General features: G+C 66.1%; 23 protein-coding genes. 8 read left to right on the forward strand and 15 right to left on the reverse strand.

Annotation, left to right across the window (positions count from 1 at the left end; genetic code table 11):
- Window positions 1-35: 35 nt before the first annotated feature.
- Window positions 36-1,136, reverse strand: a complete 1,101-nt coding sequence (locus tag AABQ55_RS07075) for a carboxynorspermidine decarboxylase (protein WP_272804522.1) — start codon at window positions 1,134-1,136, stop codon at window positions 36-38.
- Window positions 1,137-1,671: 535 nt separating this feature from the next.
- Between AABQ55_RS07075 and AABQ55_RS07080 the strand changes: the two genes are divergently transcribed.
- Both AABQ55_RS07080 and AABQ55_RS07085 read left to right on the forward strand, forming a co-directional pair.
- Window positions 1,672-3,963 carry a heavy metal translocating P-type ATPase gene (locus tag AABQ55_RS07080; RefSeq protein ID WP_272804523.1) on the forward strand — a complete coding sequence of 764 codons (2,292 nt, stop codon included), beginning with the start codon at window positions 1,672-1,674 and terminating at the stop codon, window positions 3,961-3,963.
- The gene (locus tag AABQ55_RS07085; protein WP_272804524.1) at window positions 3,960-4,529 is read left to right on the forward strand and encodes an SCO family protein; all 570 of its coding nucleotides are present in this window, start codon (window positions 3,960-3,962) and stop codon (window positions 4,527-4,529) included. Before AABQ55_RS07080 ends, AABQ55_RS07085 begins: the two co-directional genes overlap by 4 nt.
- A 6-nt stretch (window positions 4,530-4,535) precedes the next feature.
- Here AABQ55_RS07085 and AABQ55_RS07090 read toward each other — a convergent pair whose 3' ends face one another.
- Entirely contained in the window at window positions 4,536-4,952 is a 417-nt protein-coding gene (locus AABQ55_RS07090) for a MerR family transcriptional regulator (RefSeq protein WP_244767990.1), read from the reverse strand.
- Window positions 4,953-5,329: 377 nt separating this feature from the next.
- Between AABQ55_RS07090 and AABQ55_RS07095 the strand changes: the two genes are divergently transcribed.
- The 3 genes from AABQ55_RS07095 (at window position 5,330) to AABQ55_RS07105 (ending at window position 8,383) form a co-directional block, all read left to right on the forward strand.
- Window positions 5,330-6,373, forward strand: coding sequence for a L,D-transpeptidase family protein (locus AABQ55_RS07095; protein WP_443021086.1), 1,044 nt, complete (start codon window positions 5,330-5,332; stop codon window positions 6,371-6,373).
- Window positions 6,374-6,438: 65 nt separating this feature from the next.
- Window positions 6,439-7,092, forward strand: coding sequence for a L,D-transpeptidase (locus AABQ55_RS07100; protein ID WP_432346977.1), 654 nt, complete (start codon window positions 6,439-6,441; stop codon window positions 7,090-7,092).
- Window positions 7,093-7,183: 91 nt separating this feature from the next.
- Window positions 7,184-8,383 carry an amidohydrolase family protein gene (locus tag AABQ55_RS07105; RefSeq protein WP_272804526.1) on the forward strand — a complete coding sequence of 400 codons (1,200 nt, stop codon included), beginning with the start codon at window positions 7,184-7,186 and terminating at the stop codon, window positions 8,381-8,383.
- 250 nt (window positions 8,384-8,633) lie between these two features.
- Here AABQ55_RS07105 and AABQ55_RS07110 read toward each other — a convergent pair whose 3' ends face one another.
- From AABQ55_RS07110 to AABQ55_RS07125, 4 genes are all read right to left on the reverse strand, one after another.
- The gene (locus tag AABQ55_RS07110) at window positions 8,634-9,560 is read right to left on the reverse strand and encodes an IS110 family transposase (RefSeq protein WP_272804527.1); all 927 of its coding nucleotides are present in this window, start codon (window positions 9,558-9,560) and stop codon (window positions 8,634-8,636) included.
- Between the two features lie 349 nt (window positions 9,561-9,909).
- Window positions 9,910-12,471: a GcvT family protein gene (locus AABQ55_RS07115; protein ID WP_272804528.1), complete on the reverse strand. Its 2,562-nt coding sequence runs from the start codon at window positions 12,469-12,471 to the stop codon at window positions 9,910-9,912.
- A gap of 184 nt (window positions 12,472-12,655) precedes the next feature.
- Complete coding sequence (locus AABQ55_RS07120; RefSeq protein WP_272804529.1) at window positions 12,656-13,258, reverse strand: glutathione S-transferase family protein; 603 nt, start codon at window positions 13,256-13,258, stop codon at window positions 12,656-12,658.
- A gap of 96 nt (window positions 13,259-13,354) precedes the next feature.
- Window positions 13,355-14,359: a GlxA family transcriptional regulator gene (locus AABQ55_RS07125; RefSeq protein WP_272804530.1), complete on the reverse strand. Its 1,005-nt coding sequence runs from the start codon at window positions 14,357-14,359 to the stop codon at window positions 13,355-13,357.
- Window positions 14,360-14,466: 107 nt separating this feature from the next.
- On the opposite strand from AABQ55_RS07125, the gene AABQ55_RS07130 reads away from it, so the two are divergent.
- A complete protein-coding gene (locus AABQ55_RS07130) occupies window positions 14,467-14,931 on the forward strand; it encodes an SRPBCC domain-containing protein (protein ID WP_272804531.1) in 465 nt (154 codons plus the stop codon).
- Window positions 14,932-14,933: 2 nt separating this feature from the next.
- Here AABQ55_RS07130 and AABQ55_RS07135 read toward each other — a convergent pair whose 3' ends face one another.
- From AABQ55_RS07135 to AABQ55_RS07145, 3 genes are read right to left on the reverse strand one after another with little or no spacing between them, the layout of a single operon-like run.
- A complete protein-coding gene (locus AABQ55_RS07135; RefSeq protein WP_272804532.1) occupies window positions 14,934-15,353 on the reverse strand; it encodes a GFA family protein in 420 nt (139 codons plus the stop codon).
- Complete coding sequence (locus AABQ55_RS07140; RefSeq protein WP_272804533.1) at window positions 15,350-15,823, reverse strand: SRPBCC family protein; 474 nt, start codon at window positions 15,821-15,823, stop codon at window positions 15,350-15,352. The genes AABQ55_RS07135 and AABQ55_RS07140 overlap by 4 nt, the downstream gene beginning before the upstream one ends.
- A 14-nt stretch (window positions 15,824-15,837) precedes the next feature.
- Window positions 15,838-16,161, reverse strand: a complete 324-nt coding sequence (locus AABQ55_RS07145) for an ArsR/SmtB family transcription factor (protein ID WP_272807407.1) — start codon at window positions 16,159-16,161, stop codon at window positions 15,838-15,840.
- A 151-nt stretch (window positions 16,162-16,312) separates the two neighbouring features.
- Here AABQ55_RS07145 and chrA point away from each other — a divergent pair, with 151 nt between their 5' ends.
- The gene (chrA, locus tag AABQ55_RS07150; protein ID WP_272804534.1) at window positions 16,313-17,713 is read left to right on the forward strand and encodes a chromate efflux transporter; all 1,401 of its coding nucleotides are present in this window, start codon (window positions 16,313-16,315) and stop codon (window positions 17,711-17,713) included.
- A 3-nt stretch (window positions 17,714-17,716) separates the two neighbouring features.
- Here chrA and AABQ55_RS07155 read toward each other — a convergent pair whose 3' ends face one another.
- Window positions 17,717-18,286: a helix-turn-helix domain-containing protein gene (locus AABQ55_RS07155; protein ID WP_272804535.1), complete on the reverse strand. Its 570-nt coding sequence runs from the start codon at window positions 18,284-18,286 to the stop codon at window positions 17,717-17,719.
- A 398-nt stretch (window positions 18,287-18,684) separates the two neighbouring features.
- Between AABQ55_RS07155 and AABQ55_RS07160 the strand changes: the two genes are divergently transcribed.
- Entirely contained in the window at window positions 18,685-18,831 is a 147-nt protein-coding gene (locus AABQ55_RS07160; RefSeq protein ID WP_244767979.1) for a DUF1127 domain-containing protein, read from the forward strand.
- Between the two features lie 418 nt (window positions 18,832-19,249).
- On the opposite strand, the gene AABQ55_RS07165 is transcribed toward AABQ55_RS07160, so the two are convergent.
- The 5 genes from AABQ55_RS07165 to AABQ55_RS07185 all read right to left on the reverse strand — a co-directional run bounded on the left by AABQ55_RS07165 (window position 19,250) and on the right by AABQ55_RS07185 (window position 24,340).
- Window positions 19,250-19,960 carry a ParA family protein gene (locus tag AABQ55_RS07165; protein WP_272804536.1) on the reverse strand — a complete coding sequence of 237 codons (711 nt, stop codon included), beginning with the start codon at window positions 19,958-19,960 and terminating at the stop codon, window positions 19,250-19,252.
- Window positions 19,961-20,081: 121 nt separating this feature from the next.
- Complete coding sequence (locus AABQ55_RS07170; RefSeq protein ID WP_244767977.1) at window positions 20,082-21,170, reverse strand: protein-glutamate methylesterase/protein-glutamine glutaminase; 1,089 nt, start codon at window positions 21,168-21,170, stop codon at window positions 20,082-20,084.
- The gene (locus tag AABQ55_RS07175) at window positions 21,170-22,021 is read right to left on the reverse strand and encodes a CheR family methyltransferase (RefSeq protein WP_272804537.1); all 852 of its coding nucleotides are present in this window, start codon (window positions 22,019-22,021) and stop codon (window positions 21,170-21,172) included. Before AABQ55_RS07175 ends, AABQ55_RS07170 begins: the two co-directional genes overlap by 1 nt.
- Window positions 22,022-22,037: 16 nt before the next feature.
- Window positions 22,038-22,532, reverse strand: coding sequence for a chemotaxis protein CheW (locus AABQ55_RS07180; RefSeq protein ID WP_244767976.1), 495 nt, complete (start codon window positions 22,530-22,532; stop codon window positions 22,038-22,040).
- Between the two features lie 2 nt (window positions 22,533-22,534).
- Window positions 22,535-24,340 carry a methyl-accepting chemotaxis protein gene (locus tag AABQ55_RS07185; protein ID WP_272804538.1) on the reverse strand — a complete coding sequence of 602 codons (1,806 nt, stop codon included), beginning with the start codon at window positions 24,338-24,340 and terminating at the stop codon, window positions 22,535-22,537.
- Window positions 24,341-24,343: the final 3 nt, after the last annotated feature.

Consider the following 24,343-nt stretch of genomic DNA (forward strand, 5'->3'; position numbering starts at 1 on the left):
TCGGGGGTTATCTCCTTCTACCCGTTCAGGACGCCTCAGGAGAGGCTTTCTTCATAGTCCGCGTAGGTGAATTCGCGGACGGTCTTGATCTCGCCATCGAGTTCGCGGATGGCGATCGCCGGCATTTTCACGCCATTGAACCAGTTCTTCTTGACCATCGTGTAGCCGGCGGCATCCTGGATGGAGATGCGGTCGCCGACCTTCAGTTCGTTCTCGAAATCGAACTCGCCGAAGATGTCGCCGGCCAGGCATGACTTGCCGCAGATCATGTAGCGGTGCGGCCCGGTGTTCGGGGAAAGCTTGGCCTTCTCCCGGTAGATCAGCAGGTCCAGCATGTGGGCCTCGATGGAACTATCGACGATGGCGAGGTCCTTGCCGTTGTTCAGAAGGTCGAGCACCGTCGTTTCGAGCGTGGTCGACCTGGTGATCGAGGCTTCGCCCGGCTCCAGATAGACCTCGACGCCGTATTCGCCGGCAAAGCGCTTCAGCCGCTCGGCGAACCTTTCCAGCGGATAGTTTTCACCGGTAAAGTGGATGCCGCCGCCAAGGCTCACCCATTCGGCCTTCTTCAGGAGCGGCGCGAACTTCTCCTCGATTACGCCGAGCATGCGGTCGAACAGGTCGAAATCGCCGTTCTCGCAATTGTTGTGGATCATGAAGCCGGAAATGCGGTCCATGACCGGCTCGACCCTGTTCACATCCCATTCGCCGAGGCGCGAGAAGGGGCGGGCTGGGTCGGCGAGATCGAAGCTGGAGGAGGAGATGCCGGGATTGAGGCGCAGGCCCCGGACGATGCCGGCGGCCTTGTCGGCAAAGCGGTCGAGCTGGGCGATCGAATTGAAGATGATCTTGTCGGCGTGGCTGACGACCTCGTCGATCTCGTAGTCCGCATAGGCGACGGAATAGGCATGGGTCTCCTTGCCGAAGCGCTCGTGGCCGAGGCGCACCTCGTTGAGCGAGGAGGAGGTCGTGCCGTCCATGTAGTCGCGCATGAAATCGAAGACCGACCAGGTGGCGAAGCATTTCAGCGCCAGCAGCGCCTTGGCGCCGGAGCGTTCGCGAAGAAGCGCGATCTTTTCCATGTTGGCGAGCAGCTTCGACTTGTCGATCAGATAGTAGGGTGTCGTCAGGGACATGCTGGACCTGTCTTCTTGGGGTGTGCCGGCCGCCGGCAAAAAACCGGCACCGCGATAGAAACGCGAGGCGAGGGAGGCGCAGACCTCCCGCTCTCGCGTGGATTTCGGAAAGGAAAGCCGGAAGTTACGGTATCGTCGTCCGGACACGGCGATATGACAGCGCTTTCGCGCTGTTGCCCCGCTCGCGGTGTCTCGTCGGGAAAAGAGCAGGCAGGCGCGGCGTCTTGGCCGGCCGCACGGGGCGGGTCGGCGCAACGGCGTCAAAGCCAGAGCGTGCCGCCGGGGCACACGTCGAAAAGCGTTCTTCCGTTCGGGGGGCGTCGACCGAGCCCATCCCCGATTGGAAGAGGGCGTCGCAAGACATGGCGTCCTCCCCAACCAGCAGATGAAACCTGCAATAAGTGGGGGCTCTGTAGCACAGCGCGGCCATGGATTTCAATGCACCTCTTTTTGCGCGATTTTGCGTTTTTCGCTCTTGCACCTCTAGTCGCTAGAGGTCGTAGAACCTCTTCACGAGACGAAAGAGGAATCTACGATGTCCGATGTGAAAGAGACCCGGTTCCGGGTGGGCGGCATGGATTGCGCCTCCTGCGCCAGCAAGATCGACACGGCGGTGCGCCGCATGCCGGGGGTTGGGGAGGTTTCCGTTTCCGTTACCGCCGGCACCATGCGCGTGCAGCACGATGCGACCAGCGACCTGGAGGCGATCCGCCGCAAGGTTTCCGGGCTCGGCTATTCGGTGACGCCGGCTGCGGGGGGCGCGGAAAAGCCCGCGGAAAAACATGTGCACGGCCCCGGCTGCAACCACGACCATGGGCACGAGCATGACCACGGACACGGCCACAAGCACGATCATGGCCATGCGCATGATCACGATCACGACCATGATCATGCCGGTCACGACCACACGCCGAAGGCGGCGGCCGTCGAGGGGCTGCATGGCCACGACCATGGCCCCTCCGAAGGGCCTTGGTGGAAGGGCAGGAAGGGGCGGCTGACCATCCTTGCCGGCGCGGCGCTGGTCCTCGCCTACGGCATCGGCCATCTCTTCCCGGCCATCGAGACCTATGCCTTCGTCATCGCCATGTTCGTCGGCCTCGTACCGATCGCCCGGCGCGCCATCATGGCCGCGCTGGCCGGCACGCCGTTTTCCATCGAGATGCTGATGACCATCGCCGCTGTCGGTGCGGTGATCATCAACGCGACCGAGGAGGCCGCCGCCGTGGTCTTCCTCTTCCTCGTCGGCGAACTGCTGGAGGGCGTCGCCGCCGGTAAGGCGCGCGACAGCATCCGCTCGCTCTCCGCCCTCGTGCCGAAGACCGCGATTCTGGAAGAAGGCGGCCGGACGACGGAGGTGCCGGCCGAGGGGCTGGCCGTCGGCGCGGTCATTCTCGTGCGCCCCGGCGACCGCATTTCCGCCGACGGCACGATCATCGACGGCGAGAGCGCCATCGACGAGGCGCCCGTGACCGGGGAAAGCACGCCGGTGCGCAAGGAGGTCGGCGACACCGTCTTCGCCGGCACGGTGAACGGCGAAGCGGCCCTGCGGGTGCGCGTCACCGCGGCGGCGGCGGACAACACCATCGCCCGCGTCGTCAAGCTGGTCGAGGAGGCCCAGGAATCCAAGGCCCCGACCGAGCGCTTCATCGACCGCTTCTCCAGATATTACACGCCCGGCGTCGTGGTGGTCGCCGCGCTCGTCGCGATCATCCCGCCGCTCTTCTTCGGCGGCGTGTGGAGCGAGTGGGTCTACAAGGGCCTTGCCGTGCTGCTGATCGGCTGCCCCTGCGCGCTGGTCATCTCGACGCCGGCGGCGATCGCCGCCGCGCTCTCCGCCGGCGCCCGCCGCGGCCTCCTGATGAAGGGCGGCGCGGTGCTGGAAGGCCTCGGCAAGCTCACCGCCATCGCCTTCGATAAGACCGGCACGCTGACCGAGGGCAAGCCGAAGGTCACCGACATCGTCGCCTTCTCGGCTTCGTCCGGCGAGGTGCTGCGTCTTGCCGCCGCGCTGGAGGCCGGCTCCAGCCATCCGCTGGCGCTCGCCATTCTCGGCAAGGCGGCGGAAGAGGGCATCGTGCCGCCGGTCGCAGGCGGCGCGCGGGCGCTCGGCGGCAAGGGTGTTGCCGCCACCGTCGAGGGCAGGGAGGTCTTCCTCGGCTCGCCCAGGGCCGTCGCCGAGACGGTGACGCTTTCCGACGAGGTGAAGGCCGCCACCGCCGCGCTCAACGACGACGGCAAGACCGTCTCCATGCTGGTGGTCGACGGCGTGCTCGCCGGCGCCGTCGCCATGCGCGACGAGCCGCGCCCCGATGCGGCCGCCGGCCTCAAGGCACTGAAGGACGCCGGTATCCGGACGGTCATGCTGACCGGCGACAATGCCCGCACGGCAAAGGCCGTCGGCGCGGAACTCGGCATCGAGGTGCGCGCCGAGCTGATGCCCGAGGACAAGCAGCGCATCGTCGGCGAGTTGCAGCGCGAAGGCTATGTCGTCGGCAAGATCGGCGACGGCATCAACGATGCCCCGGCGCTCGCCGCCGCCAATGTCGGCATCGCCATGGGCGGGGGCACCGACGTGGCGCTGGAGACGGCCGATGCCGCCATCCTGCACGGCCGCGTCGGCGACGTCGCGCTGATGACGGACCTGTCGCAGCGCGCCATGCGCAACATCGTCCAGAACATCGTCATCTCGCTCGGCCTCAAGGGCGTGTTCCTGGTGACGACCGTGGTCGGCATCACCGGCCTCTGGCCGGCGATCCTCGCCGATACCGGCGCCACCGTGCTCGTCACGCTGAATGCGCTCCGTCTTTTGAGGCCGATCAGGGGATGAGGCGCCGGGCGCTCCTTGCCCTTGCCGCAGGTCTTGCCGCGATCGTCGCCGTGACGGTCGCGGCAAGGGCGCCGTCCGGCGAGGCGGCAAAACGGCGTGTCTTCGAACTTGAGACCGTCGACGGCAAGCCCTTCCGCTCCGCCGATCTGGCCGGAAAGCCCTATCTGGCCTTCTTCGGCTTCACCCATTGCCCGGATGTCTGCCCGACCGCGCTCTTCGAACTGTCGGGTCTCTTGCAGGATATCGGCCCGGCGGCGGATCGCATCACGCCGCTCTTCATCTCCATCGATCCCGAGCGCGACACGGCGGATCTCCTGAAGCTCTACATGACGTCCTTCGATCCGCGCATCATCGCGCTTCGCGGCGACGCGGCCCAGACGAAGACGGCGGCGGATGCCTTTTCGGCCTTCTACAGGAAGGTGCCGACCGCCTCGGACAGCTACACGATGGAGCACACCGCCGGCCTCTTCCTCATCCGCGCGGACGGCCGGCTGCAGGGCATGCTGGACATGCACGAGCCGCGCGAGACCCAGCTTCGGAAGCTGCGGCTGCTTGCGGGCGCCTGAACGCGCTCAGTCGTGATCGTCGTGGCAGAGGTCATGGTTGGCGAGCGCCCGGATGACATAGCAGTCGCTGATCTGGTCGGAATGGCAATGGCTGGTGATGCGCTCCAGCTCGGCCTCCAGCTTGCGCAGCCGGGCGATCTTGCGCCGCACGGTGGCGAGCTGTTCGGCGGCGATGCGGTCGGCATCGCGGCAGGGGCGTTCGGGGTGCTGGCTGAGGTCGATCAGCTCGCGGATGGCGTCGATGGTGAGGCCGAGATCGCGCGCGTGGCGGATGAAGGCAAGGCGCTCGCGCTCCTCGCTGGAATAGCGTCGCTGGTTGCCTTCCGATCGTTCGGCATGGGAGAGCAGGCCCATCTGCTCGTAGTAGCGGATGGTCGGAACCTTGACGCCCGTGGCCTTGGAAAGATCGCCGATCGTCAGCATCGCCTCTGCCTCATCGAATGTGCCCGTCGAATGTGTCTTCGCCACAGATGTGCCGGGATTGTGGGCAAATCAAGTCTTCTTTGCCGCCTGCCCGCCCCGCGCCGGAAAGGGACTGCTGACGATTTGTTGTTCGCCGCGTGATCGCCATGCGAGGGAAATCGCCGGACGGGGCCTTGATGCGCAGGCGGCTTGAGGTTTTATGCTCGCCCGCAGCGGCGGGTGCCTTGGATTCGGCGCTTGCCGGGGCATGATGCCGCGCTGGAGCCGGTCGAGGCCACAAGATTAACGAAGTTCTAAGCAATCGCTTGGAATCTGTACCCCGAGATGCGCCGCCCTCGAACCGGCGCGCCCGGACCTCCAACAACCGAAAACGACCCATGTTTGCGCTTCGCCATCGTCTTTCCCGAGAAACCGCCCGCCTGCGTCTGCCGCTTCTTGCGCGGCTTGCCGCCGCCGCCGTCGCCGGCGGCCTGCTTGCCGGCTGCATGGCCATGGATGTCGCCTCGCTGGCCGAGGCGCCGCAGCTCTCCAACAAGGTGAAGGCGGAGATGGCGAAGAAGAAGATGCGGCCGGAAAGCCCCGTGCTGGTGCGCATCTTCAAGCAGGAAAGCGAGCTGGAGGTCTGGAAGGTCGATGCGAGCGGCCAGTATGCGCTGTTCAAGACCTATCCGATGTGCCGCTGGTCCGGCAAGCTCGGCCCGAAGAAGAAGAGCGGCGACCGCCAGGCGCCGGAAGGCTTCTACCATGTCTCGGCCGGCATGCTGAACCCGAACTCGCAATATTACGTCTCCTTCAACCTTGGTTATCCGAACAGGCTGGAATCGGCGCTCGGCTATACCGGCGAGGCGCTGATGGTGCATGGCGCCTGCTCCTCCTCCGGCTGCTACGCGATGACCGACCAGGGCGTCGGCGAGATCTACGCCATCGTGCAGCGGGCGCTGGAGGGCGGGCAGCAGCGCTTCCAGGTGCAGGCCTATCCCTTCCGCATGACGACGCAGAACATGGCCAAGCACCGCGGCGATCCGAACATGCCGTTCTGGCGCACGCTGAAGGAGGGCTACGATGCCTTCGCCTTCACGCGCAAACAGCCGAAGGTCTCCGTCTGCGGCGGCCGCTACGTCTTCAACAAGGAATTCGATGGCGGAGAGCCGAGCGATCCGCTGGCGCAATGCCCGGCGGCGGTGAGCGAGCCGGCGACCGATCTCGTCGCCAAGCTCGGCGCGGAACAGAAGAAGCTGGAGGCAGCGCTCGCCACCACCACGACGGTGTCGAGCTTTGCCTATATGGACGGCGGCATGCATCCGAGCTTCCGCACACTCCTGAAGCAGCAGGGTGCGAAGGGCCTGGCGGCCCGCATCTCGCGCACGAAATATCCGGTCAGCCGGCCCGACGCCGCGCTGGCCGATCCCTATGACGATTGACGCGAGGACATGCATTGACTGGTGAAAGCGTAAGCCGCCGATCCTTCCTGCTTGGCGGGGCAGGATTGGCAACCACCGTTCTGGCCGGCTGCACGACGCCGGTGCGCGAGCGGGTCGCCGTCGAGCCCGAACCGGTCGATACCAGCATCTACGCCGCCATGTACGGGCCGAAGCCGGACGAGCAGTTCCCGCTGCCGGCCATTCCCTACCAGAAGATCGACCGGCGCTTCTATCGCCAGATGGTGCCGAACCCGACCGGCGAGCGCCCCGGTGTGATCGTCGTCGATACGGCGAACCACTTCCTCTACCTCACCTACGAGGACGGTCAGGCCATGCGCTATGGCGTCGGCCTCGGCCGCGCCGGCTTCGAATGGGCCGGCCGCGGCGTCATCCAGTACAAGCGGCAATGGCCGCGCTGGACCCCGCCGGACGAGATGGTCGCCCGCCAGCCGGAGCTGGAGCCCTACAGCATCGCGAACGGCGGCATGGAGCCGGGCCTGAAGAATCCGCTCGGTGCCCGCGCGCTCTACATCTTCCAGAACAACGAAGACACGCTCTACCGCATCCACGGGTCTCCGGAATGGTGGACGATCGGCAAGTCCGTCTCCTCCGGCTGTGTGCGCATGCTGAACCAGGACGTCATCGATCTCTACGACCGCGTGCAGAACGGCACGCCCATTCTGGTGCTGGGTGCTGCCGCCGTTGCCGCGGCCTATTGACTGCATACGATTTTCGCGCCTTATTGCGTACAATATTTGACCTGCCTGCAACCGGGCGGGTCAGGTCGTATGCAGATGGAGACGCGATGCCATGGCCGAGATCGAGACTCTTTTCACCCGTGCGACGCTGTCGGACGGTTCGCTGAACGATATCGGCGTTGCCGGCGGCCGCATCGTCGCCATCCAGCCGGCGGGCACGCTTGCGGCCGCGGCCCGGCAGGTGGACATTGCCGGCGCATTGCTGGTGCCGGCCTTCGTCGAGGGGCATATCCACCTTGATACCAGCTTCTACGGCGACAAATGGATCCCGCACAAACCCTGCACCAACGGCTTTGACGTCCACGAGCGCGTCACCTTCCAGGCTCAGAACATGGCAGAGGCCGCGCCGATGGACGAGCGCGCCCGCAAGCAGCTGGAACTCTGCGTCTCGCACGGCTCCCTCCAGATGCGCAGCCACGTCATGGTGGATGGCTCGGTCGGGCTGAAGTCGCTGGAGACGATCCTCGGCATCCGCGAGGAATACCGCGATGTCATCGACATCCAGCTCGTCGCCTTCCCGCAGAGCGGCATCCTGAAAAGCCCCGGCACGCCGGACCTGCTGGACGAGGCGATCGCGCTTGGCGCCGATCTCGTCGGCGGCCTCGATCCGGCGAGCTTCGACCGCGATCTCAAGGGCCATCTCGACGTCGTCTTCGGTGTCGCTGAAAAGCGTGGCGTCGGGGTCGATATCCACCTGCACGATTTCGGTTCGCTGGGCGCCTTCACGGTGGAGGAAATCTGCGCGCGCACCGTGGCGCTCGGCTTGCAGGGCAAGGTGGCGATCAGCCATGCCTATGGCCTCGGCGATCTCGATGCCGACGCCGCCCGCCGCATCGGCGCGAAAATCGCCGCCGCGGGCGTCTCGATCATGACCAATGCCCCGGGCGACCACGTCTTCCCGCCGGTTGCGCTGCTGCGCGCGGAAGGCGTCAACATCTTCGCCGGCAACGATAATATCCGCGATTCCTGGTGGCCCTACGGGGACGGCGACATGCTCGCCCGCGCCATGATGATCGGCTACCGCTCCGGCTTCTACACGGACGATGATCTCGCGGCCGCCTTCGACGTGGTGACCGCCGCGGGCGCGAGGGCCCTCGGCCTCGAAGGCTACGGCATCGCCCTCGGCGCCAGGGCCGATTTCGTGACGCTCGCCGCCGAGCATGTGCCGGAGGCCGTCGTGGCGGTGCCCAAGGGACGGCGGGTGTTCAAGGCAGGGCGGCTGGTGGCGGAGAACGGGGCGCTGGTACGGTAAGCAGGTTTTCGTGCGGGCAGGGGCGTGGAAGGTGGCCGACCGTTGCCCCGTCTCCTCCGTTCTCCATGTTCGTGTCTGCCGCTGCACACCCCGCTATCCTGTCTCCCAAAATCCGACCGCTCTTCCTAACCCGTCTGCCTTCTGCCGCCCAAATTCCATTGGTTCGCCCACCTCTCCTCGTCATCCTCGGGCTTGACCCGAGGATCCACGCGCCAAACTCAAGGCGCGCCGTGTGGCTTGGCAACTGTGTTCAAGCGAAGTTGGTTTTGTCGCGCTGCATTGCATTGAGGATCGTGATGAGCTTTCTTGCGACGGCGATGATGCCGGCCTTTGCGGAGTCTGTTCTGGCTGAGACGGCCTGATGGAAGGCGCGCAGGCGCGCTGAGGCCTTGATCGCGCCGAGGGCCGCCATGTAGAGGGCCTTTCGCACGCGTGGCCTGCCGCCCTTGATGCGGCGGCGGCCGTTTCTCCTGCCGGAATCGTCATTGAAGGGAGCAAGGCCGGCAAGGCTTGCGGCTGTTTTGGGCGAAAGGCTGCCGAGTTCGGGCATATGGGCCAGCAGGGTCAAGGCTGTCACCTTGCCCATGCCGGGCGCGGAGGTAAGGCGATGGGCGTGTTCGGTGAGGGCCTGGCTCTTCATGTGGTGGTCGATCGCAGCCTGGATCGAGGCGATCCTCTCGCCGAGGATGGCGATCATGGCCTCGATGTCGGCGCGGATGGCGGGATCGAAGGCATCGCAAAGATGCCGGCGCTCGGTTGCACGGGCATCGACGAGCTGATCCCGGCGGCGGGCAAGGGCCGCCAGCCGCTCGCGGACCGGGCAAGGCGGCGCCTCGGCCGTCAGGCCGAACATGGTTCCCATCTCGCAAAGCGAGCGGGCATCGATACGGTCGGTCTTGGCCATCCGTCCCCGCGCTTCGGCAAAGCGCCGGGCCGTCTTCGGGTTGACGCGGGCAAAGGCGATGCCGGCCTGTGAAAGACACAGGCGCAGCAGCCGGTCGCAATGACCTGTCGCCTCGAAGACGACCAGGTCGGTGGCCGGGTCGAGGCCACGGGCAAAAGCGGACAGCGCGGTCTGCTCGTTGGGGATGCGGCAGAACCTGGCCGTTTTCGGATCGAAGATGTCGATCATGTCCTTGCCGATGTCGCAGCCGATGAAGGTATGGTGTATCGTCATGGCGCCTGCTCCTGTGTGCGGGGTCTGTGGCGACAGCCCCGTGCAACTGTTCAGGTTGATGGGCGAAGCGGGAAGGGACCAAGCCATGCCGCGGCCTGCCGTCAAAAACGGCGGCCTGGATCCTCTCGGCCTCCTTCCCGCAACCATCTTACATCAGACCAAACACACAGGATCCTCGGGTCAAGCCCGAGGATGACGAGGAGAGGGCGGCGGGTGAAGATGGGAGCAGAGGCAGGGGGCGGCGATGGAATGCGAAGAGACAAGAAGAGCCTCGCGTAGACCGACCAAGCAAAAGGGCGTGCCCGCTTTCGCCGGCACGCCCTTTCCTTTTTGACGTCCCCGAACCCGCTTACGTGCGCGGCTTCAGGTTCTCGGGATCATAGAGCGGCTTGTAGCCGATGCCGACTACCTCGACCGGGTAGGTCTCGGCGAAATACTCGATCTCGAGTTTGCGGCCTTCCTGGCAATAGGCGTGCGGCAGGTAGGCCAGCGCGATGTTCTTGCCGATCGTCGGACCGAAGGCGATGGAGGTCGTGTAGGAACGGCGGCCGAGCTCGTCGATCAGCACCTCGCCGGTTTCCGGGTCGATGACGGGCAGGTTGCCGAGCGGATAGCGCTTGACGCCGTTCCTGTCGGTATTGTCCGTCATGACGAGCGTGCAGAGCATGGCGGGCTGATGGTCGCGTGCCTTGTATTCCAGGTGCTTCGCCTTGCCGCGGAAATCCGCTTCCTTGACCTTCGGGCGGGCAAGGTCGGCCTCGATGAGGTTGTACTGGGTGAGAAGGTCGGCGTTCTGGAGACGCAGGCTCTTTTCCATGCGGCGCGAATTGGCATAGGTCTCGACGCCGAAGGCCATGACGCCCGTTTCGCGCAGCGCATCCCAGACGGCAAGGCCGTCCTCGTATTTCATGTGCAGCTCCCAGCCCTGCTCGCCGACATAGGAGATGCGGAAGGCGGTGACCGGCTTGCCGGAGATCTCGATCTGCTTGATGGCGGCGAAGGCGAAGTTCTCCAGGTCGAGCCCGGCCGGGTCCGCCACCACCTTCTTCAGCGTCTCGCGGGCGTTCGGGCCCCAGATGCCGATGGTGATGAACTTCTCCGAGACGTCGGTGATGGCGACGTCGAGCCCGCGGTCTTCAGCGACGCGCTTCATGTAATGGAAGTCGCGCGGGCCGGCATCGGCGCCGTTGACGAGGCGGCAGCGGTCAGCCATGCGGAAGACGGTGAAGTCGGCGCGCACCATGCCCTCGTCGTCGAGGAAGTGGGTGTAGATGCCCTTGCCGATATTCGCGTCGCCGCCGATCTTGGCCGCGCAGAGCCATTCCAGCAGTTCGACATGGTCGGGACCTTCGATGTCGACCATGTGGAAATGCGAGAGGTTGACGATGCCGCAATCCTCGCTCATCGCCAGGTGCTCGGCATTCGACACGCGCCAGAAATGGCGGCTGTCCCATTCGTTCTCGCGCACCGGCACCCGGTCGCCGTATTTTTCCAGCAGGTGCTCGTTGGCCTTGTAGCCATGCGCACGCTCCCAGCCGCCGAGCTCCATGAAGTAGCCGCCGAGCTCCACTTCGCGCTCATAGAAGGGCGAGCGCTTGACGTTGCGGCCCGTGGCATAGGGCTCGCGGGTGTGCACGGCCGGGAAGTAAATCTTCTGGGCAGCCTCGTAGGTACGGCCCTCGATGAACTTTTCCTCCAGCTGGTGCGGGTAGAAGCGGGCATAGTCGATCGAGTTGTGGTCGATCTCGGTGCGACCGTCCGTCATCCAGTCCGCGATCAGCTTGCCGTAGCCGGGGCCGTCCTTCACCCAGATGGCGACGCAGTACCAGAGGCCGCGCACCTTCTGGCTCTCGCCGCAGGAGGGGCCGCCGGCGGCGGAAACCTGCAGGAGGCCGTTGAACGAGTGGCCTTCGTTATAGCCGAGCTCGCCGAGGATCGGCGTCAGTTCCATGGCCTTTTCGAGCGGCTCGAGAATCTGCTCCATGTCGAGGTCGCGCTGCGAGGGGGAGAGGCGTGCCTCGTGCTTTTCGAGAATGTCGCGCGGATGGCACAGGCGCGGATTGGTGGTCTCGTAATAGCCCCACTCGATCTGGCCGCCCTCGGTGGTCTTCGGATCGCCCGTATCGCGCATATAGGCGGAGTTGCCCTGGTCGCGCAGCAGCGGAAAGCCGATCTCCTTGCCGGTGCCTTCGAACTCGTTATAGGGGCCGAAGAAGGTGAGTGGGTGGTCGACCGGCATGACGGGAAGATCCTCGCCGACCATTTCGGCGATCAGGCGGCCCCAGATGCCGGCGCAGACGATGACATGGTCGGCCATGATCGTGCCGCGATGGGTGACGACGCCCTTGATGCGTCCGCCCTCGACGATCAGCGACTGGGCCGGCGTGTTGCCGTAGACCTGCAGCTTGCCGGATTTTTCGGCGGCGTCGACCAGCTTGCCGGCAACCGTCTGCGAGCGCGGGATGACGAGGCCGGCGTCCGGGTCGAACAGGCCGCCCATCACCTGGTCTTCCTCGATCAGCGGGAACTTCTCCTTGATCTCGGCCGGCGAGACATAGTGCGCGCGCGTGCCGAAAGCCCGGGCGGAGGAGAGCTTGCGCTTGATCTCCTCCATCCAGGCATCGTCGCCGGTGCGCGCGACCTCCAGGCCGCCGATGCGGGCGTAGTGGCCCATCTTCTCGTAGAAATCGATCGAATACTGGGTGGTCCAGACCGAAAGATAGTCGTGGCTCGTCGTGTAGCAGAAGTCCGAGGCATGCGCCGTCGAACCGATATCGGTGGGAACGCCCGACTTGTCGATGCCCACGATGTCGTCCCATCCCCGCTCGATGAGATGATGGGCGATCGATGCGCCCACGATGCCACCCAAACCGATGATGACGACCTTCGCCTGTTGCGGAAACTCTGCCATGTGCTGGACCCCGATGAAATGTTGCTGCCGATTTTAGGGCCTGCTTTCCCGCCAGTGCAGCCTGTCTGCGACTCGCCAGCGACCAGTTCCGACAGTCGCCGGAACCGGACCCGTCGCAAGGCCCTCGTGCCGGCGGCAAGACCCTAGCGGATCGTCGGGCGGGCGCAACGCTTTTCCTCAAGGCTCAGGCGGCTCCGCCCAGTGGTGCGACACCCTCCTTCGCCAGCGCTGTCCTCACCGCCGGCCGCGCCTCTATCCGGCCCGCCAGCGCCTGCAGCGTCTCCGGCGGGGTGATGGCGCACATCGCGGCCCAGCGCGCCATCACGTAGAAGAAGGCGTCCGCGGCCGAAAAGCGCGCGCCGAAGAGATAGTCGCCCTCGATGCGCGTGGCGATCCAGCCGAAGCGGCGGGTGAGCGTTTCGGTCAGCCAGGCCTTCTCCTCTTCGTTCTCGGTGAAGAACAGCCGCACGAAGGGTTTTTGCAGCTCCGTCGAGAGGAAGGCGAGCATCTGCAGGTGGCGTGTACGGCCGAGCGGCCCGTCCGGCACGAGGCCTTCGCCGGCAAGGGCGATCCAGTCGAGCAGCGCGACGTTTTCCGTCAGGAGGAGGCCGTTATCGAGGCGAAGAGCGGGCACGTAGCCGTTCGGATTGACCGCCTCATAGCTGCTGCCGTCCTCCAGCGTGTGCTGGAAGATGTCGACCTTGTGCGGCTGGAAGGAAAGGCCGGCTTCGTGCAGCAGGATATGGGCGGCCTGGCTGCAGGAGGTGGGGGCGTAATAGAAGTCCATGTCGCGTCTCCTCGTGTTCCGATGAGGCGAGTGTGCCGGCGACGGGGCTTGAAGGTCAGAGGCAAACGGGCTGGTTTCGGGGCAAACCGGCCACCGTCAGCCGAGGGTGCGAAGGCGGTTGCGCTGGCGGTACTGCGCCGGCGTGACGCCGACGCGGCGGCGGAAGAGCTTTCGGAAAAAGGTCGGATCGCCGTAGCCGACCGCGACGGCGATGTCCTCGATGGCGTCCGGCCCGGTCTCCAGCATCTGCTTGGCCTCCTCGATGCGCATGGCCTGCACATAGTCCACCGGCGCATAGCCGGTGGCGGCCTTGAACTGGCGCTTGAAGGTGCGCTCCGCCATGCCGGAGCGCGCCACCATGGCGGCCACCGGATTGGGGGCGGCATAGTTGTCGGCAAGCCAGGTCTGCACGTCGGCGATTGCGGCATTGCCGTGCTGGCGCGGCCGGGCCATGGAGGCGAAGGGGAGTTGCCCGTGGCCCCGGTCGCCGATCAGGAAGAGCCGGGCGACGCGCGTCGCTTCCTCGGCTCCGCAGAAACGGCCGATGAGGTAGAGCGCGAGATCCTGCCATGAGGTGGCGCCGCCGGTGGTGATCAGCCGCCCGGCGCGGCCGCTGTCGCAGAGAATGCGCTCCGGCCGGAAGGTGACCTTCGGATAGTGGTCGCGGAAAAGATCCGCCATGATCCAGTGCGAGGCGGCCTCCGTGCCGTCGAGCAGCCCGGCTTCGGCCAGCAGCACCGCGCCGCTGCAGGCCGAGCAGACCAGCGCCTCCGCCTCGATATGCCGCCGTACCCAGGCGATCTCCCGCCGCCAGCGGCCGGACGGCGACAGGCCCGGTTCGAGATGGATGTCGCAGACGACGACGATATCGGCAAGGCCGCCGGCAAGCCCCTGCTGCGGGGTCACGCTGAGGCCGCTGCCCGTCGCGTGGGTGCGGGTCTCCGCGGCGACGAGCACCGGATTGAGGGGACGCAGCGCCTTCGGGCCGCGGCCGGCCTCGCCGAGGATCTCGTGCAGGCCATAGGGTGCCATGGTGCCGCTTTCCGGCAAGGCGAGGATGGCGACGGTGAGGGGGCTGGTCGGCTTCGGACGTGTCGGCATGGCGCAAGATTGGCACATCCGCCCCGAAAGTGTCGAGAACGTCTCTACCGGCCGGGCCAGGAGCCGGCCATGCTCTTCCCCGTTCCACCAACAGGAAGGAGAAGACCATGTCCATCGAACACGGCACCGTCGATATCACCAGAACCTTCGCCGCGCCGGCCGCGGCGGTCTTTGCGGCCTGGTCGCAGCAGGCTGCGCAGGAGGCCTGGGGCGATCCCGGCCCGGACTGGCAGATGCGCTTCGAGCGCTTCGGCTTTGCAGTCGGCGAAAGCGATCTCTGCCGCTTCGGCCCCAAGGGCGGGCCCGTCTATCTCAACGAGAACCGCTATCTGCAGATCCGGCCGCAAGAGCGCATCGCCTATGCCAGCCTGCTCCGGGAGGACGGCACGCTCACCTTCGCCGGCACGGTCGTCGTGGCCCTCGAGGCGGTCCCGGACGGCACGCGCATGCGGCTTGTCGAGCAAGGCACCTATTTCGACGGCCGCGACAAGGCTGAAGACCATCAGGCCGGCTGGCAGGCCATGCTGGAGGCGATGGACCGCTACCTCCGGCGGCAGGCCCGCGCGGCGTGAGGTCAAAGATGGGCGTGGTGCGGCGGCGGGTTCTCGTAGTCGTCCACCATGCCGTTCTCGTAGATGACGGGCGCGGCGCTGAGATCCTCTTCGGACACGTCGTCCAGCGTGCCGGCATTGATGCAGTAGAAATGCCCCATGAAGGTTTCATGGTAGCCGCGCGAGAAGGAGCGGACGCCGCAGTTCCCGCAGAAATAATGGTCGACATCGCCGTCCGGCCAGCTCGAACCGGCGGCGCGGTAGGTGAGGAGCTGGCCCTCGCCGGAAAGCAGCTTGAAATCCTCGCGCTTCGTGAAGGTCTTCAGCATGCGCGTGCGCCGGCAGAAGGAGCAGTTGCAGCGCCTCAGGCCCTCGTCGAGGTCGAGCAGGCATTCGTAGCGGACGGCGCCGCAATGACAGCTGCCGTGATAGGTCCTTCTCATCGCTCTTCTCCTCCGCTGCGTTCTTGCAGGATGCAGGCGACCAGCCGGTCGAGGCATTCGCCCCAGCCCTCGGCGTGGCTGTCGCGGGACTGGATGGTGTCGAACGGCGTCTGGGCGAAGGTCAGCCGGGTCTTGCCGGCAAGGTTCTTGAAGGTCACGGTCACCAGCGTGTCCGGCCCGTCCTCCGCCGTCCAGCCGAAGGTGAAGACGAGGCGGCGGTTTTCCGTAATCTCCCGGTAGACGCCGCCCATCGGATAGTCGTCGCCGTCCGGCGAGCGGATCACCGCCGACCACGCGCCGCCCGGGCGAAAGTCCATGCGCACAGCATGGGCCGTGAAATCCTTCGGCCCCAGCCAGCGGGCAAGGTGCTCCGGCGCGGTCCACAGCTTGAAGACGAGGGCGACGGGCGCCTCGATCAGGCGCTCGATGGCAAGGCCGATGGGCTCTGCGGTTCCGGCTGTGTGTTGCATGGTGGTCGTCCTCCTCAGCTCTTCTTGTCCGGCTCGCCGGCCTGCAATTGCCTGACGTAATCGTCGAGCCGGTCGAAACTCTGGTCCCAGAAGCGCCGGTAATGGGCGATCCAGCCATTGGCCTCCTTCAGCGGCCCCGTCTCCAGATGGCAGGGGCGCCACTGGGCGGTGCGGCTGCGGGTGATGAGGCCTGCCGTCTCCAGCACCTTCAAATGCTTCGAAACGGCGGGCAGGCTCATCGCGAAAGGGGCGGCGATCTCGTTCACTGTCGCATCCCCTTCGGAAAGCCGTGCCAGGATCGCCCGGCGAGTCGGGTCCGCAAGGGCGGCGAACGTCATGCTCAGCGGATCGCTCACGTCATTTATCCATAAGGTTAATTAACTAATGAGTTTAATAATGCCGACGCCCTCATCCGTCAAGCCCTCCCGCGCCTTGACAGGGCAGGGGACGGCTGCGATCGATCGCGACGGCAAGGGGGAAGGACATCCGATGAACGATCATGCGGCACCGCCGCCCCATTCGCCCGGCACCGAAGGGCACGGCGTCCCCCTCGGCGAGGCGCTCCGCGTCTGGGCGCGCGTGGCCGCGCTCAGCTTCGGCGGCCCCGCCGGGCAGATCGCCGTGATGCACCGCATCGTCGTCGACGAGAAACGCTGGATCGGCGAGAAGCGCTTCCTCCACGCGCTGAACTACTGCATGCTCCTGCCGGGACCGGAGGCCCAGCAGCTCGCCGTCTATATCGGCTGGCTGATGCACCGCACGGCGGGCGGCCTTCTCGCGGGCCTGCTCTTCATCCTGCCCGGCTTCCTGTCGATCCTCGCACTCAGCTATGTCTACGTCCTCTTCGGCGATGCCGGCGTGGTCGAGGGCCTGTTCTTCGGCCTCAAGGCGGCGGTGCTCGCCGTCGTCGTGCAGGCGGTGTTCCGCATCGGCCGCCGCGCGCTCGTCAATCCGGCGATGATCCTTCTGGCCGCCGGCGCCTTCGTCGCCATCTTCGCCTTCAAGGTGCCGTTTCCGCTCATCGTTCTTGTCGCCGCCATTGTCGGCTATCTCGGTTCGCGATCCGGCTCCCGCCTCTTCCGCACGGCAGGCGGCCATGCGGCGTCGGGTGCGCAGGTTTTGCGGGACGAGGATTCGCTGCTCGGCGAGGCGACGCCCGCCCATGCGCGGCCCCATCCCGGCTGGTCGCTGAAGATCTCGGCGGCGCTGCTCTGTCTCTGGCTCGGCCCCGTTGCGGCGATCTGGTTCTTCGCCGGCGGCAACGATGTCTTCGCGCAGGTCGGCATCTTCTTCAGCAAGATGGCGGTCGCCACCTTCGGCGGCGCCTATGCGGCGCTTGCCTATGTCGCGCAGGAGGCCGTTCAGCACTATGGCTGGCTGCGGCCCGGCGAAATGCTCGACGGCCTCGGCATGGCCGAGACGACGCCGGGGCCGCTCATCATGGTGCTGCAATTCGTCGGCTTCCTCGCCGCCTATCGCGATCCCGGCAGCCTCAATCCCCTGGTGGCGGCGACGCTCGCAGCGACCCTCACCACCTGGGTCACCTTCGTGCCCTGCTTCCTCTGGATCTTCCTCGGCGCGCCCTTCATCGAAAAACTGCGCGGCAATGCGGCGCTGTCCGGCGCCCTGTCGGCGATCACCGCCGCCGTGGTCGGCGTCATCCTCAACCTGGCGGTCTGGTTCGCCTTGCACACGCTGTTCGGGGAGGTCAGGGTTCTCGCCGCAGGCCCGCTGCGCCTCGAACTGCCCGATCCGTCGACGCTCATCCTGCCGTCGGCCCTGCTCGCCGCAGCCGCGGCCTACGCCCTGTTCCGTCTCGGGGCCTCGGTGCTGCTGACGCTCGCGCTTTCGGCGCTCGCCGGCATGGCCTGGATGCTGGCGGCGGGCTGAGGGTCAGGAGATCACGTTGCGCACGAAGCGCACGGGCACGGTGCCGGGATTGGCATAGGCATAGGCCTGGTCGGTCGCATAGATGGTGAAGCTGCCCGCGGCGAAATCCCTGGCGACGCCCGAAAGCTCGAGCCGCAGCGTGCCCTCGGTCACGAACAGCATTTCGTGCCAGCCGGTCGGGTCGGGTTCGGCCGCATAGCGCTCGCCGGGGCCGAGCGACCAGAGCCACATCTGCGCCTCCGCCGTCGCCGGCGTCGTGCCGAGCAGCACGGCGGTGCTTTGCGCATCGCTTCCCCGCCAGGTCACCTCGTTGATCTCCGCCGAGGGTGCGCGGGCCGGATCGCGCACGAGATCGACGAAGCGCACGCCCATGGCGGCGGCCAGCTTGTCGAGGCTCGACAGGCTGATATTGGCGTCGCCCCCCTCGACCGCCACGATCATGCGCCGGCTGATGCCGGAGGCCTGCGCCAGCGCCGCCTGGCTGAGCCCGGCCGCCTGGCGAAGGCGGCGCAGGTTGCCGGAGACATGGGCGAGCACGTCGCCCCGTTCTTGACCCTGCAGATTGTCGCTCATGTCGTTCCGTCATCGAAAGGGCGGCGCTGCCGCGGGACGCCTTCTTAGAGCAAGTCCGGCAAAAGTGCGAAGCGCTTTTGCTGTGGAGATTTGCAAAGGACCGGGAATGGCAAGGATAGGCATTTTCGACGCCCCGGACAGCGAAATGGGCCTCTTTCGGCCGGTTTTGCCGTGGCTCACGCCAAAAAATCGTATTTTTTGCAGAAAACAGCCTCGCATTCGCCCTCTGAGCCGCATGCAACCTTAACAGAAGATGACCAGACCCATGCGCCGTTTGCATGGGTGATGTGCCAGCTTAGCGCTGTTCCGCATTGCAACATAAGCCTATAAGACGGTCATCGAAAGACGCGGCGCCACGGACCGGTGCCGAACAGAGAGCCTCCGGAAAGGGGATCATCATGAACATGGCACGTTCCTTCAGCAATTGGCGCAAGTACCGTCAGACCGTCAACGAACTCGACCGCATGACCGCCCGCGAACTGCGCGATCTCGGCATCGAGCGTTCGGAGATCAAGGCCGTCGCGCGCGCGGCCGTCGGCTTCTGAGCGACACGCCGCCAACCGGCAGAATTCGAAGACACCCGCCTCCGGCGGGTGTTTTTGCATGTGCGAAGAGAATCCGGCGCGAGCCGGCGGCCTGGCGATATTGAGACATACGCTACGCGCATAACGCATAGCTGCCTTGCAAAACGATGCCTATCAAATAATCAAGAATCAGCTATAGTCATACTTATCGAAGCAACGTACCTCCTCCCACGAAGCTTCGATAATTGCAGAAGGCCCACTCCTCCTCCCAGGGCCGACTGCGGGAATGGCGGCACTCCTCCTCCCAGTCGCCATTCGGTTCTATCGGAAAGCCTGCCGCACCTCCTCCCGCGGCAGGTTTTTCCATTTCTGGACCCCTGTTTTCTTCCTTATGAAAAAGGCCGCGCGATCCGCGGCCCCTGCAAGAAAGAGCAAAGCCTCAGGCGACGTTGCTCAGCCTCTCCGCCCCGGTCGGGCGCAGGGCTGCTGGGATCTGCTGGAGCACTTCCAGCGCAAGCGCCCTCGCATTCTCCTGCGCCTTGTCCAGATTGCTGACGCGCCGGCCGTCCATCGTATAGAGCGTGCCGCCGCAGCCGAAGATATCGCGGAACGCCGAGCGTTCGATGATCGGCGTCTGCAGGAGGTGCACGCGGCGGGCGGCGAGCAGGTCCTTGACCGCATGCATGGCGCGCGTCGTCACCATGGAGTTGACGCGGGTGAGCACGACGGAATGGCGGATGCGGATATCGGCCTTGTCTTCCAGATATTGCAGGAGTTCGATGACATTCGCGCCGCCCTGTGCGTCCATGGCGGAACCCTGCACGGGGATGAGCACGTAGTCGGAGTGGCCGATGGCCTTGGCGAGCAGCGAACTGCGCGAACCCGGCAGGTCGATCAGCACGAAATCGGCGCGCGCCTTTTCGTCGGCCAGCTGCCGGTCGATCGTGCCCATGGTGACATAGGGCACCACGCAAAGGCGGTTGCCGAGCACGCCCTCGGAATTCTCGTGCCAGCGGGTGATCCAGTGCTGCGGGTCGGCGTCGAGCACCGAGACGCGGAAGCCGAGGCGGGCAAGCTCGGTCGCAAGCAGCAAGACGGCGGTGGTCTTGCCGGCGCCGCCCTTGGTGTTGGCGAAGGTGATGACGGGCATGGGGCTCCCCGGAGCGGTTCTTGAGCCGGTCATCGCTCGCAAAGCACCCTCGCATGGTGCTGCGTCATCCTCGCCGATCATGGTTAATGGCCGGTGAAAACACGCGAAAACCGTGGCGTTTTCATCTCCGCCGGTCGGCGGCGAGGATCTCGCGGGCGATCTGGTCGAGCGGCAGGATCCTGTCGACGCCGCCATGGGCGATCGCCTCCTTCGGCATGCCGAAGACGACGGAGCTCGCCTCGTCCTGCGCCACCGTATGGGCGCCGGCCTGGTGCATCTCGTTCATGCCGCGCGCGCCGTCGTCGCCCATGCCCGTCAGGATGACGCCCATGGCATTCGCCCCGGCCGAACGGGCGGCGGAGCGGAAGAGCACGTCGACGGACGGCCGGTGGCGCGAGACGAGGGGGCCTTCGCGCACGGCGACATGGTAGCGCGCACCCTGCCGCTCCAGCATCATGTGGCGGTCGCCGGGCGCGATCAGCACATGGCCGCGCAGGACGGGATCGCCATGCACGGCTTCCTTCACCGCCACCTCGCACAGGCTGTCGAGGCGCCTGGCGAAGGCCGCGGTGAACTTTTCCGGCATGTGCTGCACGATGACGATGCCGGGCGAATTGGCCGGCAGCTGTTCCAGCAGCACGCGCAGCGCCTCCGTGCCGCCGGTCGAGGCGCCGATGCAGGCGACCATCTCGGTCGTCTTGGCCATGGCGCGACCGGAGGGCGGGGGCAACACGGCATCGGCGGTGAGCTTTGCGGTCGGCCCGCTTGCCGCCGCCGTGCGCCGGTTCTGGCCGAGGCGGGCGACCGCGGCGCCCTTGACGGCCTCGCGGATGCGGGTGCCGGATTCGGCGAGATGGTCGGCCGCGCCGATCTTCGGCTTCAGGATGATGTCGACGGCGCCGGCTTCCAGCGCCTGCATCAGCGTCTCCGAGCCCTCCTCGGTCAGCGAGGAGCACATGACGACGGGGATGGGCTTCTGCGCCATGATCTTGCGCAGGAAGGTGATGCCGTCCATGCGCGGCATCTCCACGTCGAGCGTGATGACGTCGGGGATTTCCTCCTGGATCTTCCTGGCCGCCATGAAGGGGTCGGAGGCCGCGCCCATCACCTCGATTTCCGGGTCCTGCTCCAGGACATGGGTCAGCGCCTGGCGCACGCTCGCCGAGTCGTCGATGATGAGTACGCGGATCTTCTTGCCGGGAGGGACCATCAGATCTTCTTGAAAACCGTGTTGGCGACCTGGCGCACCGGCAGCGAAATGCCGGTCACCGTTTCGGAATGGCCCACATAGAGGAAGCCGCCGGGCACGAGGCAGTCGCAGAGCCGTGACAGCACCTTGGCCTGCGTCGGCTTGTCGAAATAGATCAGCACGTTGCGGCAGAAGATCATGTGCATCGGCTCGCCCACCCTGTAGGCGCTGTCCATGAGGTTCATGCGGGCAAAGCCGATCGTCGAGCGCAGGCGCGGATGGATGCGCACCTCGCCGCGCCCGGCATCGCGCGAGACCATGACGTAGCGGCGCTGCATCTCCGCCGGCACGGGCTGGATCATGTCGCGCGGATAGACGCCGCGCCGGGCGGCGGCAAGCACATCGGTCGAAAGGTCGGTGGCGAGGATGCGGTAGTCGAGGCCGGAATTCGCATCGACGAAATCCTGCATCACCATCGCCATCGTATAGGGCTCGGCGCCGATGGAGCAGGCGGCGCTCCACAGCCGCAGCCGCTTGTGGCCGGCCGCCACCATTTCCGGCAGGCCGGTCGCGGCCATGTGGTCGAAATGCTTCGGCTCGCGGAAGAAGTCGGTCTTGTTCGTCGTCACGGCGTCGATGAGGAAGATCGCCTCCTTCTCGATGCCGCCATGCTTGAAGAGATAGTCGCAATAGTCGTTGAAGCTGGTAATACCGGTCGCCCGCAGGCGACGGCGCAGCCGGCCCTCCAGCATCGTCAGCTTCGTGATCGGCATCTTGATGCCGCTATAGTCGTAGATGTAGCGCGACAGGGCCTCGAAGTTCCGGCTGCTCAGCCCGTCTTCCGCCCCTTGTATCCGCAATGCAGCTCCCACGCCGGTCCTCCCGAAACTATGCCGTCGCGGCAAGGCGACCCGCCGAGCCCATCATCGCCACCTCGGCGCCGGAGAACAGGCGCGCGAGGTCGACGATGACGACGAAGCCGCCGTTGCGGCGCACGACGCCGGCAATGTAGTCGGACGGCCAGCGCACGCCGATATCGGGCGCGCCCTCGATTTCGTCGTCGCGGAAGGGGATAACCTCGAAGACCCGGTCGGCGACGAGGCCGAGGGTGAGGGTCTTCTCGCCGATCGGCACGTCGAGCACCAGGGCGCGCGTGTGCGGCGTCTTCTCGGTCCTCGTCATGCCGAGGCGAAGACGCAGGTCGATGACCGGCACACCCTGGCCGCGCACGTCCCTGAGACCGAGCAGGTATTCCGGCCCGTGCGGGATCTTGAAGGCATCCTCGTGGTCGAGGATTTCCCGGACGACCGAGACGGGCACCGCAAAGACCTCGTTGTCGAGGCTGAAGGTGACGAACTGGGATTCGGAGGACGGACCGGCCATGATCAAGCGCTTTCCCTGAAATCGGCGTCGTCCGCATCCGGGCCGCCCATCGACATGTCGAGGGCAAAGCCGCGGGCGCGGGCCTGCTGGCCGTTGACGCTGTTGTCGGACTTGCGAAGCGGCGCGGCGGCCGCCTTGACGACCGGGCGCGAGACCGGTGCCGGGCGGCGCTGCTGGACGACCGGGGCACTCGACGCACGATCGACGCGGAAGAAGGCGATCGAGGTCTGCAATTCCTCGGCCTGGGCGGCAAGCTCTTCCGAGGTGCCGGACATTTCCTCCGAGGCGCCGGCATTCTGCTGGGTCACCTTGTCGAGCTGCTGGATCGCCTCGTTGATCTGCGCGGCGCCGATATCCTGCTCGCGGCAGGCGGCGGAAATCTCCGAGACCAGTTCCGCGGTCTTGCGGATATCGGGCACCAGCCGGTTCAGCATCTCGCCGGCTTCCGTCGCGACGGAGACGGTCTGGCCGGACAGCGTGCTGATCTCGGCGGCGGCCGCCTGGCTGCGCTCGGCGAGCTTGCGCACTTCCGAGGCGACGACGGCAAAGCCCTTGCCATGCTCGCCGGCACGGGCCGCTTCGACGGCGGCGTTGAGGGCGAGAAGGTCGGTCTGGCGGGCGATTTCCTGTACGATGGAGATTTTCTCCGCGATGGTGCGCATGGCGCCGACCGCGCGGCCGACGGCCTCGCCCGACGACTCGGCATCCTTGGCGGACTGGCGGGCGATCTTTTCCGTCTGGGCGGCGTTGTCGGCGTTCTGCTTGATGTTGGAGGCCATCTCCTCCATCGAGGCGGAGGCCTCTTCGGCGGAGGAGGCCTGTTCCGTCGCGCCCTGCGACAGCTGTTCCGAGCTTGCCGACAGTTCCTGGCTGCCGGAGGAGACATTGTCGGCGGCCGAAAGCGCATCGGCGACGACGCCGCGCAGGCGCTCCACCATGCTTTCCAGCGACAGGCCGAGCGTGTCCTTGCCGGAGAGCGGTTTTGGCGTCACGGTCAGGTCGCCATTGGCGATCTGGTCGGCGATGGCGGCCGTTTTGCGCAGGTTGCCCGTCATCACGTTGATCGTGTCGACCAGGTCCTTGATCTCGTCGTTCGTCTTGATCTCGACCGTCTGGTCGAGATCGCCAACCGCGACGGCCTCCGCGACAGTCTTGATCTTCTTCAGGCCGCTGTTGATGCCGAGCGCGAGCCAGACGGCGGCGCCGATGGCGAGCAGCAGCGCGGCGCCGGCGATCGTCACGATCAGGTTGCGCGTATGGGCATATTGCGCGTCGGCGTCCTCTTCCGCCGTCACCAGCAGCGCCTTGTTGTTTTCGATGCGGGCGTCGATCGTCTCTTCGATCGCGTCCATCAGGCGGCGGCTCTCGGTCGTCGCAAGGCGGATCGCCTCGGCCGAATTGCCGGCGCCGGCGAGCGCGCGGACCTGGTCGTCGATGCGGATGAGCTGCTTTTCCCTGTCGCCGATGGCCTGCCATTGCTGGAGGGCGGCCGGATCGGTCGACAGCCCGACCAGCGTGTCGAGGGTTTCCTCGAAGCCCTTGCGATAGCGGTCGCCGGCCTCGACAGCGGCGGCGATGTCGCGGGGATTGGTGGCGGTCGCGAGGTTCATCTGCGCCCGCGCCAGGCGGAGCTGGTAACTGGCGAGGTTCTGTGCGGCCTCGAGGCGTGCGGCGGGACCGGCGATCAGGTCTGAGATCGCCTGGTTCAGCGAGGACAGGCTCAGAATGGCGTAAACGGACGTGCCGGCCATCATCAGGATGATGACACCGAAGGCGGCCGCCAGCTTCAGTTTGATGGTTGCGCGCATCTT

The sequence above is a fragment of the Shinella sp. WSD5-1 genome (genome assembly GCF_963942435.1).
GTDB lineage: Bacteria > Pseudomonadota > Alphaproteobacteria > Rhizobiales > Rhizobiaceae > Shinella > Shinella yambaruensis.

Bases quoted from the DNA above. Each gene is read 5' to 3' on its own strand.
- AABQ55_RS07125 (WP_272804530.1), bottom strand. From the start codon at position 14,359: ATGCCGACACGTCCGAAGCCGACCAGCCCCCTCACCGTCGCCATCCTC.
- AABQ55_RS07090 (WP_244767990.1), bottom strand. From the start codon at position 4,952: ATGCTGACGATCGGCGATCTTTCCAAGGCCACGGGCGTCAAGGTTCCG.
- AABQ55_RS07075 (WP_272804522.1), bottom strand. From the start codon at position 1,136: ATGTCCCTGACGACACCCTACTATCTGATCGACAAGTCGAAGCTGCTC.
- AABQ55_RS07095 (WP_443021086.1), top strand. From the start codon at position 5,330: ATGTTTGCGCTTCGCCATCGTCTTTCCCGAGAAACCGCCCGCCTGCGT.
- AABQ55_RS07180 (WP_244767976.1), bottom strand. From the start codon at position 22,532: ATGGCCGGTCCGTCCTCCGAATCCCAGTTCGTCACCTTCAGCCTCGAC.
- AABQ55_RS07105 (WP_272804526.1), top strand. From the start codon at position 7,184: ATGGCCGAGATCGAGACTCTTTTCACCCGTGCGACGCTGTCGGACGGT.
- AABQ55_RS07160 (WP_244767979.1), top strand. From the start codon at position 18,685: ATGAACATGGCACGTTCCTTCAGCAATTGGCGCAAGTACCGTCAGACC.
- AABQ55_RS07185 (WP_272804538.1), bottom strand. From the start codon at position 24,340: ATGCGCGCAACCATCAAACTGAAGCTGGCGGCCGCCTTCGGTGTCATC.
- AABQ55_RS07115 (WP_272804528.1), bottom strand. From the start codon at position 12,471: ATGGCAGAGTTTCCGCAACAGGCGAAGGTCGTCATCATCGGTTTGGGT.
- AABQ55_RS07155 (WP_272804535.1), bottom strand. From the start codon at position 18,286: ATGAGCGACAATCTGCAGGGTCAAGAACGGGGCGACGTGCTCGCCCAT.
- AABQ55_RS07110 (WP_272804527.1), bottom strand. From the start codon at position 9,560: ATGACGATACACCATACCTTCATCGGCTGCGACATCGGCAAGGACATG.
- AABQ55_RS07135 (WP_272804532.1), bottom strand. From the start codon at position 15,353: ATGAGAAGGACCTATCACGGCAGCTGTCATTGCGGCGCCGTCCGCTAC.
- AABQ55_RS07140 (WP_272804533.1), bottom strand. From the start codon at position 15,823: ATGCAACACACAGCCGGAACCGCAGAGCCCATCGGCCTTGCCATCGAG.
- AABQ55_RS07085 (WP_272804524.1), top strand. From the start codon at position 3,960: ATGAGGCGCCGGGCGCTCCTTGCCCTTGCCGCAGGTCTTGCCGCGATC.
- AABQ55_RS07080 (WP_272804523.1), top strand. From the start codon at position 1,672: ATGTCCGATGTGAAAGAGACCCGGTTCCGGGTGGGCGGCATGGATTGC.
- AABQ55_RS07130 (WP_272804531.1), top strand. From the start codon at position 14,467: ATGTCCATCGAACACGGCACCGTCGATATCACCAGAACCTTCGCCGCG.
- chrA (WP_272804534.1), top strand. From the start codon at position 16,313: ATGAACGATCATGCGGCACCGCCGCCCCATTCGCCCGGCACCGAAGGG.
- AABQ55_RS07170 (WP_244767977.1), bottom strand. From the start codon at position 21,170: ATGGTCCCTCCCGGCAAGAAGATCCGCGTACTCATCATCGACGACTCG.
- AABQ55_RS07120 (WP_272804529.1), bottom strand. From the start codon at position 13,258: ATGGACTTCTATTACGCCCCCACCTCCTGCAGCCAGGCCGCCCATATC.
- AABQ55_RS07165 (WP_272804536.1), bottom strand. From the start codon at position 19,960: ATGCCCGTCATCACCTTCGCCAACACCAAGGGCGGCGCCGGCAAGACC.
- AABQ55_RS07145 (WP_272807407.1), bottom strand. From the start codon at position 16,161: ATGACGTTCGCCGCCCTTGCGGACCCGACTCGCCGGGCGATCCTGGCA.